Origin of the sequence: Hydromonas duriensis (assembly GCF_004363775.1) — a bacterium.
Lineage (GTDB): Bacteria > Pseudomonadota > Gammaproteobacteria > Burkholderiales > Burkholderiaceae > Hydromonas > Hydromonas duriensis.
The window spans coordinates 77,885-90,096 of sequence record NZ_SNZE01000008.1 but is presented as its reverse complement, the minus strand read 5'-3'; the positions used below and the strand labels follow the sequence as shown (position 1 = coordinate 90,096).

At 45.3% G+C, this 12,212-nt stretch carries 13 protein-coding genes; 8 read left to right on the top strand and 5 right to left on the bottom strand.

All coding sequences use genetic code 11. The annotated features are described in order from the left end of the window. From DFR44_RS05330 to DFR44_RS05310, 5 genes are all read left to right on the top strand, one after another. The gene (locus tag DFR44_RS05330; protein ID WP_133619794.1) at positions 1 to 915 is read left to right on the top strand and encodes a LysR substrate-binding domain-containing protein; all 915 of its coding nucleotides are present in this window, start codon (positions 1 to 3) and stop codon (positions 913 to 915) included. After that, entirely contained in the window at positions 912 to 2,123 is a 1,212-nt protein-coding gene (locus DFR44_RS05325; protein WP_133619792.1) for a ribosomal protein uL16 3-hydroxylase, read from the top strand. Before DFR44_RS05330 ends, DFR44_RS05325 begins: the two co-directional genes overlap by 4 nt. A 182-nt stretch (positions 2,124 to 2,305) precedes the next feature. Then, on the top strand, positions 2,306 to 2,626 hold the full coding sequence (locus DFR44_RS05320; RefSeq protein WP_133619790.1) for a hypothetical protein: 321 nt from the start codon (positions 2,306 to 2,308) through the stop codon (positions 2,624 to 2,626). A gap of 101 nt (positions 2,627 to 2,727) precedes the next feature. Further along, entirely contained in the window at positions 2,728 to 3,198 is a 471-nt protein-coding gene (gene rlmH / locus DFR44_RS05315; RefSeq protein ID WP_133619846.1) for a 23S rRNA (pseudouridine(1915)-N(3))-methyltransferase RlmH, read from the top strand. Positions 3,199 to 3,202: 4 nt separating this feature from the next. Further along, positions 3,203 to 3,829: a Maf family protein gene (locus DFR44_RS05310; RefSeq protein ID WP_133619788.1), complete on the top strand. Its 627-nt coding sequence runs from the start codon at positions 3,203 to 3,205 to the stop codon at positions 3,827 to 3,829. Positions 3,830 to 3,883: 54 nt separating this feature from the next. Here DFR44_RS05310 and aspS read toward each other — a convergent pair whose 3' ends face one another. The 5 genes from aspS to DFR44_RS05285 all read right to left on the bottom strand — a co-directional run bounded on the left by aspS (position 3,884) and on the right by DFR44_RS05285 (position 8,302). Further along, positions 3,884 to 5,692, bottom strand: a complete 1,809-nt coding sequence (gene aspS / locus DFR44_RS05305; RefSeq protein WP_133619786.1) for an aspartate--tRNA ligase — start codon at positions 5,690 to 5,692, stop codon at positions 3,884 to 3,886. A gap of 52 nt (positions 5,693 to 5,744) precedes the next feature. After that, a complete protein-coding gene (locus DFR44_RS05300) occupies positions 5,745 to 6,440 on the bottom strand; it encodes a DUF502 domain-containing protein (protein WP_211336899.1) in 696 nt (231 codons plus the stop codon). Positions 6,441 to 6,465: 25 nt separating this feature from the next. Next, positions 6,466 to 6,789 (bottom strand): FmdB family zinc ribbon protein, encoded by a 324-nt coding sequence (locus DFR44_RS05295; RefSeq protein ID WP_133619784.1) that lies wholly within the window; start codon positions 6,787 to 6,789, stop codon positions 6,466 to 6,468. Between the two features lie 175 nt (positions 6,790 to 6,964). Beyond that, complete coding sequence (locus DFR44_RS05290; RefSeq protein ID WP_133619782.1) at positions 6,965 to 7,354, bottom strand: bactofilin family protein; 390 nt, start codon at positions 7,352 to 7,354, stop codon at positions 6,965 to 6,967. A gap of 75 nt (positions 7,355 to 7,429) precedes the next feature. Continuing rightward, positions 7,430 to 8,302 (bottom strand): M23 family metallopeptidase, encoded by an 873-nt coding sequence (locus DFR44_RS05285; RefSeq protein WP_162845170.1) that lies wholly within the window; start codon positions 8,300 to 8,302, stop codon positions 7,430 to 7,432. Positions 8,303 to 8,656: 354 nt separating this feature from the next. Here DFR44_RS05285 and lepA point away from each other — a divergent pair, with 354 nt between their 5' ends. The 3 genes from lepA to rnc all read left to right on the top strand — a co-directional run bounded on the left by lepA (position 8,657) and on the right by rnc (position 12,145). After that, the gene (gene lepA, locus DFR44_RS05280) at positions 8,657 to 10,459 is read left to right on the top strand and encodes a translation elongation factor 4 (protein WP_133619841.1); all 1,803 of its coding nucleotides are present in this window, start codon (positions 8,657 to 8,659) and stop codon (positions 10,457 to 10,459) included. 96 nt (positions 10,460 to 10,555) lie between these two features. Continuing rightward, the gene (lepB, locus tag DFR44_RS05275) at positions 10,556 to 11,431 is read left to right on the top strand and encodes a signal peptidase I (RefSeq protein ID WP_133619778.1); all 876 of its coding nucleotides are present in this window, start codon (positions 10,556 to 10,558) and stop codon (positions 11,429 to 11,431) included. A gap of 3 nt (positions 11,432 to 11,434) precedes the next feature. Next, positions 11,435 to 12,145 (top strand): ribonuclease III, encoded by a 711-nt coding sequence (rnc, locus tag DFR44_RS05270; RefSeq protein ID WP_133619776.1) that lies wholly within the window; start codon positions 11,435 to 11,437, stop codon positions 12,143 to 12,145. The last annotated feature ends 67 nt before the right edge of the window (positions 12,146 to 12,212 follow it).

Here is a 12,212-nt window from a genome sequence, read left to right as displayed (position 1 = left end):
ATGAATTTTCAGCAACTGCGTTGCGTGCGTGAAATTGTTCAGCAAAATTTTAACTTGACCCAAGCCGCACATGCTCTGTTCACCTCGCAACCTGGCGTGTCAAAGATGGTACTGGATTTGGAGAACCAGCTCGGCTTTAATGTTTTTTTGCGCCATGGAAAAAGGATTAAAGGTTTGACCAAAGAGGGGGAGCAAATTTACCCTTTTATTGAAAAGGTCTTACAAAATATGGCGGATTTAAAAGAAAAAGCGGCTGAATGCCGTAATCCGCATATTGGTCGCTTAACCATCGCCACCACCCACACTCAAGCGCGATATGTTTTGCCTGCGGTGATGATGGCTTTTCGCACGCGATATCCAGAAGTGAGATTGTCTTTGTTGCAGGGGGCACCTTCACAAATCGCGCAAATGGTTTTATCTGGACAGGCAGACATTGCTGTTGCCACCGAGTCCATTTCGGATACACAAGGTCTACAAGCCACACCCTGCTATACATGGCAACATCAAATTTTGTTACCTAAAAATCATCCTTTGACTCAATTGCCCAAGATGAGTATTGAGCAGTTAGCTCGCTATCCTTTGGTGACGTATGACCCTGCTTTTGCAGGACGAACGAAAATTGACCGCGCTTTTGTCAATGCGCAAGTTACCCCCGATATCGTGTTAGAGGCGATAGATGCTGATGTCATTCGCACATATGTTGAGGTCGGCATGGGCATCGGCATTTTGTCAGGTTTGGCTTTGGAGAGCATGAAAGATAATTTGAACACGTCCAATCTGACGACTATAAATGCAGGAGATTTATTCGGTTTAAACACCACTTTTGTTGCAGTGCGCGAGGATCGATTTTTGCGCGAATTTGAGCATGTTTTTATTGATTTGTTGATTCACAAAACCCCTAAACTTTTATCATGAATACACAAAAAAAATCGCCGTTATGGGCCCAATTTAGTCAGTTTCCAAGTGCAGATGCTTGGCCTCGTTTTAATGGGCAACCTGTCCCGCTTGGCGGCATGACTGTTGAACATTTTTTACAACATTACTGGCACAAAAAACCGTTGTTGATTCGTCAGGCCATACCTGAGTTTCAAGCATTTTTCACCCCAGAGGACGCACTTAACGCGTTGCATGACGAAAACTTTGAGTCTAGACTCGTTACGCAAGATGAAGCAAAAGGTTGGCAGCTCAAAAGTGGACCTTTGAAATTACGCCAAATTCCGAGCCGCAAAAAAAATAACTGGACCGCTTTGATTCAAGGTGTCGATTTGAACGATGCGGCTGGACATGCATTGATTCAACTGTTCCGCTTTATCCCTGATGCGCGCTTGGATGACTTGATGATTAGTTTCGCCACTCACGGCGGCGGCGTTGGTCCTCATTATGATTCCTATGATGTGTTTTTATTGCAAGCGCATGGACAGCGACATTGGCGCATTGGTGAGGATCAAGATTTAACGCTTGTACCTAATATGCCATTGAAAATATTACAAAATTTTATACCGAGTGAAGAGTTCATTTTAGAGCCTGGAGACATGCTTTATCTGCCCCCACATTGTGCTCATGATGGCGTTGCTATGGGTGATTGCATGACGTATTCAATTGGCTTTCGCGCACCATCGTATCGAGAATTGGGCGTGGCTTTGCTTAATTTTGTTGAAGACAATATTGAGCTTGAAGGACGCTACGCTGACCCTGAATTGAAGTTTCAAACCACGCCCGCTCAATTGCCAATCGACATGATTGATAATGTGTTCAACACACTAGAACAGTTGAAATGGGATAAAGGCTGGGTTGCCGAATGCTTAGGTTGTTACTTAAGTGAACCCAAAAATAATGTGTGGTTTGATACACCCTCACCCATTAGTATAAATAATTTTAAGAAAAAAATAAAAAAACAAGGGGTGGTGTTATCAAAAGGCAGCAAAATGTTGTACCACGAGCCGTGGGTGTTTATTAATGGAGAGCACTTGGTCGCCGATGGGCAAGATGCACTTGTATTGCATAAGCTTGCAAATGATCGAGGTGTTGGCGCCGATGTTGTGGCTTCTTTTGAAGAAGATAGTGCGATTTGGCAGGTTTTACACGACTGGTATGCACAAGGCTGGTTGGAGTTGGTGGCTTAAATTATGGGCATTTTAAGCGCGAATGAATATGCAAATTTATTCGAAAACGCACAATTGTGATTGAAAAACATGATACTTGACACAGTGCACAATTTTCGAGCTATAATGCGAGAGTAGTGTTGACATCTAGCGTGGTTGCCAGATGTGCACTGCGTGTTTAATTACTCTATATAGGTAACAACATGAAAAAATTATCATTGGTAGCATTGTTGGTTGCAGCTGGCGTTTTGGCAGCTTGCGGTGGCGAAAAGAAACCTGAAGCGGCAACTCCTGCTGCGACAACTGCGCCTGCAGCAACTGCCCCTGCAGCGACTGCTCCTGCAGCTCCTGCAACTGCCCCTGCAGCTGATGCAGCTAAAGCTGTTGACGCAGCTAAAGCAGCTGGTACTGCAACTGCTGACGCAGCTAAAGCAACAGCTGGTGCAGCTAAAGACGCAGCAGCTAAAACAATGGACGCAGCTAAAGCTGGTGCCGCTGCTGTTAAAGAAGAAGTTAAGAAATAATTCAGCGCGTGTCTTGTACACGCTTTGAAGAATGCTTAATTGCTCTTTAAAAAAGCCCACTTCGGTGGGCTTTTTTGTCAATGTTTAAAAAGATATACATGCTGAACATAACCCTTATTTCCGTGAGTCACAAACAGCCTGCTTGGGTCAACGATGCGTATAGCGAGTACGCCAAGCGTTTACCCAGCCGCGAACTAAAATTGGAGTTTAAAGAGATTAAGCCCGAACCACGCGAAGGCAAAACAGTTGAGCATGCGATGGCTCAAGAAGCGGTGCGCATAAATGCGGTTATTCCGCGTGGCGCTCATGTCATTGCGCTTGACGAGCGAGGTCAGGATTTGACGAGTGTCGGTTTGGCCAAGCAACTTTTGCACTGGCAACACGAATTTAGCAATCTCGCGCTGATTGTGGGGGGAGCTGATGGGCTTGATCCTTCTTTTAAAGCCAGTTGCCATGGTTTGGTTCGTTTATCTAGCCTGACCATGCCTCATGGTATGGTGCGTGTTCTACTTGCAGAACAAATTTATAGGGCTGTATCTATTAACAACAATCATCCTTATCACCGAGTTTGAGCCTATGAACATTTCCACTCATTACAATCCCTTTGAATTTACGCCTATTTATTTGGCCTCGCAAAGTCCGAGGCGTGCTCAACTTCTTGAGCAAATCGGTATTCCTTTTGAGGTTGTGTTGCCAGAAGATAGTCATGCTGCAGAGCTTTTGGAAACGGTTCAGCTTGGCGAAAAGCCTTTGCAGTATGTGCAACGAGTGACTTTGATGAAATTGCATAGTATGCAAACGCAGGTCATGCAATTGAAATTGCCAGCTCGCCCAATTTTATGCGCAGACACGACCGTTGCTTTTGGTGAAGAGATTTTAGGTAAACCGCTTGATGCCGCAGATGCCAAACGCATGTTAAGACTGTTGTCGGCTCAAACCCATCAAGTTCATACAGCGGTTGCTATTTTAAGCGAGGGGCAGATCCACACCGCTTGCGTCACGAGCGAGGTCAGTTTCAAAGAAATAAAAGAACAGGAGATTCAGGCATATATTGACTCGGGAGAGCCTTTCGGTCGGGCAGGTTCGTACGCGGTACAAGGTTTTGCTGCTGCATTTATTTCGCACCTGTCGGGTAGTTATTCGGCGGTGATGGGTTTGCCTGTATTTGAAGTGGCTCAGTTGTTGCGAGAGGCTCAAAAATAAGGCATGTCGATTATTTAGTATAAAAAAAGCAACCAATTGGTTGCTTTTTTATGTTTATGACTCGTCGCGTTTGACTTCTGCCAGTTGCGCAGGGTTGTTGCGTAAACGAATGTGCAGTTCACGCAGTTGTTTCTCATCAACAGGCGAGGGGGCTTGAGTCAACAAGCACTGCGCGCGCTGCGTTTTAGGGAATGCGATGACATCGCGAATCGACTCTGCGCCAGCCATCATGGTGACAATGCGGTCAAGACCAAAAGCAATGCCGCCGTGCGGAGGCGCACCGTATTGTAAGGCGTCAAGGAGGAAGCCGAATTTTTCTTGAGCTTCTTCAGCATTGATATTAAGCGCGCGGAAGACTTTGCTTTGAACTTCTTCACGATGGATACGAACAGAGCCACCGCCGATTTCCCAACCGTTGAGCACCATGTCGTAAGCTTTAGCGATACACAGGCCAGGGTTGGTGCTGAGGTGGTCTTCGTGTCCGTCTTTGGGGGCTGTGAATGGGTGGTGGCAGGCGACCCAGCGTTTACCCTCGTCGTCGTATTCAAACATTGGGAAGTCAACAACCCAAAGAGGCTGCCAATCATTGCTGGCATGACCTTTTTCGTGCCCAATTTTGATGCGCAATGCACCTATGGCATCATTAACCACTTTAGCGCGGTCTGCGCCAAAGAAGATGATGTCGCCATTTTGTGCTTTGACGCGTTCTAAAATGGTTTGCAAGGCGGCATCATCAATGTTCTTGACGATGGGCGATTGAAGACCATCGCGACCATTTTCAATTGCATTAACTTTGATATAAGCCAAACCTTTTGCGCCATAGATGCCCACGAATTGGGTATATGCGTCAATTTCTGAACGAGATAACTCGGCACCGTTAGGTACGCGCAAGGCAACCACACGACCATCTTCTAAGTTGGCGGCTGAGTTGAAGACTTTGAAATCAACTGTTTTCATGACATCAGTCAATTCAGTAAATTGCAACGGTACGCGTAAATCGGGTTTGTCGGAGCCGTACAAAGCCATGGCATCCGCATAAGACATCACAGGGAATGGGTTGGCTAATTCTATGTCTAAAACCTCTTTAAACACGCCACGAATCATGCCTTCAAATAAACTGCGAATATCTGATTCGCTCATGAATGAGGTTTCAATATCCACTTGAGTGAATTCAGGTTGACGATCGGCACGCAAGTCTTCGTCACGGAAGCATTTGACGATTTGATAATATCGGTCAAAGCCTGCGACCATCAACATCTGTTTGAACAATTGTGGCGACTGCGGTAATGCAAAAAATTGACCGTCATGTACACGTGAAGGTACGAGATAATCGCGAGCACCTTCGGGCGTCGATTTGGTGAGCATCGGTGTTTCGATGTCAATAAAATCATTGGCATCAAGAAATTTGCGAATCGCCATCGCCGTTTTGTAACGCAATTTCATGTTGTATTGCATTTGTGGGCGACGCAAATCCAAAACGCGATGGGTTAATCGAGTGGTCTCTGATAAGTTTTCTTCGTTTAGTTGGAAAGGAGGGGTGACAGAAGCGTTCAGAATCTCGAGCTCTTGAGCCACGATTTCAATTTCGCCAGTAGCCAGCTTTGGATTAACCAAGCCTGCATCGCGTAAGCTAACTCGACCGATTACCTTAACGCAAAACTCATTTCGTAGAGAGCCAGCCAATTCAAACATTTTGGCAGCGTCAGGGTTAAAGACCACTTGTACCAAACCTTCTTTGTCTCGTAAGTCGATAAAAATAACACCACCGTGGTCTCGGCGGGTGTTTACCCAACCACAGACGGTGACCGTTTGTTCAGCGTTGGCTTTGGTCAGTTGACCGCAAAAATGACTGCGCATACCCATGATTGTTTCTTTCTAAAATCAAGTTAATCTATATGATAAAAATAGTAATGTATTAAACCGATGGTTCTTTTTGTTCGAGCGTGTTGCTGGTCGATGCCAGATTTTTTTGCTCTTCGGGTGAAACCACACCCATTGAAATAATATACTTCAACGCCTCATCGACACTCATATCCAATGACATGACATCCTCTTTTTTCATGATAAGAAAAAAGCCTGAAGTTGGGTTTGGAGTGGTGGGAACATACACGCTAATGCAGTCGTTGGGGAGCTTTGAGGCGACGTCACCACTTGGCGTACCTGTTTGGAATGCAACAGTCCAAGAGCCTTCACGTGGATACTGCACCAATAAGGCTTGGCGAAAGGCCTGTCCGTTGCTTGAAAACAAAGTGTCTGAAACCTGCTTGACGCTACCATAAATGTTTTTAACGATAGGAATGCGTGAAAAAAATGAGTTCATCACGCGTAAAAACCATTGGCCAAAAAAATTAGCCGCCATCAAACCTGTAAAGAACAGTAAAGAGACCACCAAGATGACGCCAAGAAATGGAATATCTTTAATTGCCAAAACAGGTGCTTGCCAAAGCTCGGGTAAAACGCGTGCAACGATATCAACTACACTTTCGAAGATGTCGGTTAAGAAACGCATCCCCCAGTTAATCACTCCAAAAGTGATGAGGATGGGCACCCAAATAAACACCCCTGTCACGAGGTAGTTACGAATTTTGGCACTGGTAAAATGTTCGCGCATGGTTAACTTTAAAAATTGAAACAAATTAGTGACAGCCGCATCCCGTTGCGCAAGCGGCTGGAGTAGGGCTTGCGGTACTATCCGAAACCGAGGTTGTACCGCTTGAATTGCTTACGGCTGTTTCGCCGCCCACGCTGCTGCTGGTTGAGTTTCCTGCAGTTGACGAGCCGCCGCGAAAATCGGTGACATACCAACCAGAGCCTTTAAGTTGAAATCCCGCTGCGGTGATTTGTTTGCTAAAAGAGTCTTGACCACAGTTAGGGCATGTGGTCAATGGCGCATCGCTCATTTTTTGCAATACGTCTTTGGCGTGCCCACAGTGTGAGCAATGATAAGCATAAATCGGCATGACGACCTCGTTAAATTTTGATTTAATTTAGATGGTGACAAAATTAAACGACCATTATACGTTAGAAGCGGTTGGCTGACAACGCGGGTATCAGTCGGCTTGAGAACAAGACAACCAAGCAAAGCTTGGTTGTCTGGGAGAAAGTCAATCATTCGTAATTAAATGATTAACTATTTTAAGAATTAGAATTAACGGGTTCAGTTGGGTTGTCTGTTTTTACGTGCATGGTGACATTGCCTTGATATACAGCACCAGGGTCGATTTGCAATGTTTTTGTTTCGATGTTGCCAACAATGGTGCTGCTGTTTTTCAACTGTAGGCTGTTGGCGTGAACATGTCCATCTACTCGGCCATATACGGTGACTTCATTGCTGTTGATGTCGCCTTTTATATAGCCTTTCTCTCCTAAAACCACGCCGCCGTTCGCGGATAGATTGCCTAAAATTTGACCATCGATTTTAATGTACGCCTTGGTGTCGACATGCCCGTTGATGGTGCAGTCCTCGCCAATGACAGTCGTGTACGTGCGGCTTGTGTTTTCTTGAACATCTTTTTTACTGAACATGTGTGGCCTCGATGTTGTTATAAGTTGTAATAAAAAAAGAATTCTACATTGAAATAAGCTGGATTGAGCAGTTTATCAATTGTTCTGAGCAGTGTTGATGGTTAAAAATTGTTCGGGGTCTAAAGGTTGGTTGTTTAAGCGCACCTCATAGTGCAAATGAGGCCCAGTTGAGCGACCTGTGCTGCCCACTTCGCCGACAGTATCACCAGCCTTGATGCTTTGTCCAAGCGTGACGCGAATCACTGACATATGTGCGAATAGCGTTTCGTAGCCAGAAGAGTGGGCAATTCGCACCACGTTGCCATAGCCGTTCATGACGCCAGCAAAAACCACTTTGCCGTCGGCGGTTGCATGAATGGGGTCGCCGTATGGGGCTTTAAAATCCAAACCAGGATGAAACTCTTCCCCTTGGTTTGAAAAAGGATTGGCTCGACTGCCAAAACGAGAAGTCAGGTAGCCATCATGAGGAACACCGATGGGCGTGTTACGAATTTTTTCTAATAGGCTTATTGCATTTTGGTTGTAACGGCTGGTAAATGGTATTTCACCTGCAATGGGGTGGTATGCGCCACCAAGCGGTTGAGGGTCAGTGGCTGAGTTTTCTTGTGTTTTGGGGGTAGGGTTGTTTGCTCCACGCTCATTCAAATACTCTTGCAACTGCAGAATGGTTTTTTCCGTCTTTTTCAGTTCGTTGATTTTCGCAGCCGCTTCAACCGAATTGTGATCTTCTAAAGCCTTAACCTTGCCTTGTAATTCTTGATTGTTTGATGCTGTTTTTAGATGCAAGGTTGTTAGAGCGACCAAACCAACCAACAGGCCTATACAAATAGCAGCTAAAGTCAGCAGTGCTTGTTTGGAGTGACGCAACAGCCATGTGTTGACTCGAAAAGTCTCTGTCCGCTGTTCGTCGCTGACGACCATGATGGTGGCGTATTTTGTTTTTTTCATTTGAGTTTTCAATGGCAAGCTCTGGGTTTCAATCATCCAATTAAAAAAATCTAGGCAATATTAATGTCTACTTGTGTTTGTTCACAGATGAGGTTTTTTATCGGTGCTGTTGCAACCCAGTATGCTTGGCTAAGATTAAGGAAAGCAAATAAAAACCAGTTTATGATTATAGACGAACTTTAGGGGTGTGTGCGGAATGTTTTTGTGGGTTTTACGTATATGTTTGGGATGCGCTGGTTTATTTGAGAACTTATGGTTAAAGCGACTAGGTTTTTACTTTTTTTGCGGCACATCAAGTAAAATGCTCGTTTTGCTGAAAAGCGCGCTTAGTTTAGAAATACAGAAATGGCTTACATGAAGAACATCCGTAATTTTTCTATCATCGCTCACATTGACCATGGCAAATCGACTTTAGCTGACCGCATTATTCATATGTGCGGGGGGTTGTCAGACCGCGAGATGGAGTCGCAAGTCCTTGATTCTATGGATATTGAACGTGAGCGAGGGATTACCATTAAGGCACAGACGGCTGCTTTGGAGTATAAAGCGGATAATGGTGAAATTTATAATTTGAATTTGATTGACACGCCAGGTCACGTCGATTTTTCGTATGAGGTTTCTCGTTCGTTGTCGGCTTGTGAGGGGGCGTTGTTGGTGGTTGATGCCTCTCAAGGTGTTGAAGCACAAACGGTGGCGAATTGCTACACTGCCTTAGATTTGGGCGTTGAAGTTGTACCCGTTCTAAATAAAATTGATTTGCCCGCCGCTGAACCCGCCAATGCGATTGCTGAAATTGAAGACGTGATTGGTATCGAGGCCTCGGATGCTGTGCTGTGTTCTGCGAAAACTGGTTTAGGCGTGCGAGAGGTTATTGAGCGCATGATTGCTCGTATTCCCCCGCCAGAAGGTGACCCAGAAGCACCTTTGCAAGCCTTGATTATTGACTCATGGTTTGATAATTACGTGGGTGTGGTCATGCTTGTACGCGTGATGAATGGCACTTTGAAAACCCGTGACAAAATTCAGATGATGGCAACGGGCGCGCAGCACGGGGTTGAGCATCTCGGTGTGTTCACGCCGAAATCGAAAAACTTGCCGCAGTTATCGGCTGGGCAGGTGGGCTTCATCATCACAGGCTTAAAAGAATTGCATGCGGCTAAAGTGGGGGACACCATAACCCACGTCCAGACCACCAATAAAACCGCTGCGGCTGCGCCCTTACCAGGTTTTAAAGAAATCAAACCGCAGGTCTTTGCGGGGCTATATCCTGTTGAGTCCAGTGAATACGATGCTTTACGGGAGTCATTGGAAAAACTTAAGCTGAATGATGCATCGTTGCATTATGAACCTGAAGTGTCACAAGCCTTGGGTTTTGGGTTTCGTTGCGGCTTTTTGGGCTTGTTGCACATGGAGATTGTGCAGGAACGCTTAGAGCGCGAATTTAATATGGATTTAATCACGACTGCACCTTCAGTCGTATACGAAATTCTCATGCGCGATGGCAGCATTGTGCAAATGGAAAATCCATCCAAAATGCCTGACCCGTCGCGCATTGAAGAAATTCGCGAACCCATTGTGACCGTGAATTTATTTATGCCCCAAGAGTACGTTGGCTCCGTGATTACATTGTGTACACAAAAACGCGGTGTACAAACCAATATGACTTATCATAGCCGCCAAGTGCGCTTGACTTACGAAATTCCAATGGCAGAAGTGGTGATGGATTTCTTTGATAAACTCAAATCGACCTCGCGCGGTTATGCGTCGATGGACTATGAGTTTAAAGAATACCGTGCCGCAGACGTGGTTAAAGTTGATATGCTTATTAACGGTGAAAAAGTCGATGCCTTAGCGATTATCGTCCACCGCAGCAATGCTGCACCGCGAGGCCGTATGGTGGCGGCGAAAATGCGCGAGCTGATTCCGCGGCAGATGTACGATGTGGCGATTCAAGCATCTATTGGTTCAAACATCATTGCTCGAGAAAACGTGAAAGCCTTGCGCAAAAACGTCTTGGCTAAATGTTATGGTGGTGACATTACCCGTAAGAAAAAATTGCTTGAAAAACAAAAGGCGGGTAAAAAACGCATGAAACAAGTGGGCTCCGTTGAAGTGCCGCAAGAGGCCTTTTTGGCGATTTTGCGAGTGGATGACTAATATTAATTGAGCAAATAAAAACAAAACGTTTGTTCAAAATGAATCATGAGTGCTGAGGGAAATTCTTGAGGCAACTCTATAAAAGGAAGGCAAGGTATGTGGTTTAGTATTCTGTTGGTCATGTTGTTTCTTGTTACGGGCTTTTTTTGGGTGTTGGATATGGCTGTTTTTAAACCCAAACGTGTAAAAAAGGCGCAAGCCATCAAAGCGCAAATGCAAGGTGGCTACGATGACGCAGTGCAAGAAGCTCTAGCACGTCCTGTGTGGTTGGAATACACCGCAGGTCTGTTTGGTGTGGTTGCGTTGGTATTCGTTTTACGTTCATTTGTCACTGAGCCATTTCGCATTCCATCCAGCTCGATGGTGCCGACCTTGCTTGAAGGCGACTTTTTATTGGTTAATAAATTCGCATACGGCTTGCGCATGCCCATCACCAATCAAGTGGTTGTGCCTGTGGGGCATCCCAATCGTGGCGATGTGGTGGTCTTCCATTACCCACTTGACCCCAAAACCGATTTTATCAAACGTGTTGTGGGCTTGCCTGGTGACACCGTGGTGTACGAGAATAAGCAATTGACCATTAACGGTAAAGTCATTGAACAAAAATCGACGAATATTTCAAATTTAAAACCTGGGACTTATGCCAAAGATATTCCATTGAATACGGTTTATCAGAGCGATGAGATGTTGGCAGACAATGGTCAATCTCATGCCATTTGGACCGAAGAGCGGCATCCGACCTACATTCCTCAAGGCGTGCGTTTAGAAGCCAAACAAGCTTGCAAATATAATGAAACAGGCTTTACGTGTACAGTGCCCAAAGGACATTATTTTATGATGGGTGATAACCGTGATTACAGTGACGACTCGCGTTATTGGGGATTTGTGCCCGATGAGAATTTGGTCGGACGCGCGTATTTTGTGTGGATGAACTTTAATGATTTTTCGCGTATTGGAACATCTGTTAAATAAAATATGACCCAACAGAATCCTCTTCTTTCTTTACAGCATCAGCTCGGTTATTTATTTACCGATGTTAAATTGTTGCGTCAAGCTTTGACGCACCGTAGTTATGCTCAAAATCACTATGAACGGCTTGAGTTTCTTGGGGACGGTGTGCTCAACTGTTCAATTGCCCGTTGTTTATATGACCAGTTTAAAGACATCAAAGAGGGCGAGCTGTCTCGCATTCGCGCCCACTTGGTGAAGCAAGATACTTTGGTTTTAATCGCCCAAGATTTGTCCGTGTCTAAGTACTTATTGCTCGGCGAAGGCGAAATGAAAAGTGGTGGGCTGAATCGCCCATCCATTTTGGCGGATGCTGTCGAAGCGATGATTGGTGCTATTTTTCTTGAAGCGGGTTTTGATGTGGCGCAATCTGTCGTCGCTCGTTTATATGCGCCTTTGCTAAAAAACATCGACCCAAGCAGTGCAGGAAAAGATGCCAAAACCCAGTTGCAAGAGCGATTGCAAGGGCAAAAATTACCTGTGCCTAAATACGACATCATCGAGATTCAAGGTGCGGCTCATGAGCAGGTTTTTACTGTGTCTTGTTTTATTGAAGCCTTGCAGGTGCGCACGCAAGGAGAGGGCAGTACGCGCCGCTTGGCTGAGCAACAAGCCGCTCGCTTGGCGATGGATGTTTTGGAGCATTCGCAGCAGTCGAGTATTAAAAAACGCAACTGATTCTGTCATTCAATCATGTTTTTTGCATCAATGATTTGAGCGTTTTGAATTAAACAAAAATATTATT

What these genes read in the sequence shown, in the direction of transcription:
- lepB (WP_133619778.1), top strand. Translation starts at nt 10,556, where the DNA reads ATGTGGTTTAGTATTCTGTTGGTCATGTTGTTTCTTGTTACGGGCTTT.
- DFR44_RS05310 (WP_133619788.1), top strand. Translation starts at nt 3,203, where the DNA reads ATGAACATTTCCACTCATTACAATCCCTTTGAATTTACGCCTATTTAT.
- DFR44_RS05325 (WP_133619792.1), top strand. Translation starts at nt 912, where the DNA reads ATGAATACACAAAAAAAATCGCCGTTATGGGCCCAATTTAGTCAGTTT.
- aspS (WP_133619786.1), bottom strand. Translation starts at nt 5,692, where the DNA reads ATGGGTATGCGCAGTCATTTTTGCGGTCAACTGACCAAAGCCAACGCT.
- DFR44_RS05290 (WP_133619782.1), bottom strand. Translation starts at nt 7,354, where the DNA reads ATGTTCAGTAAAAAAGATGTTCAAGAAAACACAAGCCGCACGTACACG.
- DFR44_RS05295 (WP_133619784.1), bottom strand. Translation starts at nt 6,789, where the DNA reads ATGCCGATTTATGCTTATCATTGCTCACACTGTGGGCACGCCAAAGAC.
- DFR44_RS05320 (WP_133619790.1), top strand. Translation starts at nt 2,306, where the DNA reads ATGAAAAAATTATCATTGGTAGCATTGTTGGTTGCAGCTGGCGTTTTG.
- rnc (WP_133619776.1), top strand. Translation starts at nt 11,435, where the DNA reads ATGACCCAACAGAATCCTCTTCTTTCTTTACAGCATCAGCTCGGTTAT.
- DFR44_RS05300 (WP_211336899.1), bottom strand. Translation starts at nt 6,440, where the DNA reads ATGCGCGAACATTTTACCAGTGCCAAAATTCGTAACTACCTCGTGACA.
- DFR44_RS05285 (WP_162845170.1), bottom strand. Translation starts at nt 8,302, where the DNA reads ATGAAAAAAACAAAATACGCCACCATCATGGTCGTCAGCGACGAACAG.
- lepA (WP_133619841.1), top strand. Translation starts at nt 8,657, where the DNA reads ATGAAGAACATCCGTAATTTTTCTATCATCGCTCACATTGACCATGGC.
- DFR44_RS05330 (WP_133619794.1), top strand. Translation starts at nt 1, where the DNA reads ATGAATTTTCAGCAACTGCGTTGCGTGCGTGAAATTGTTCAGCAAAAT.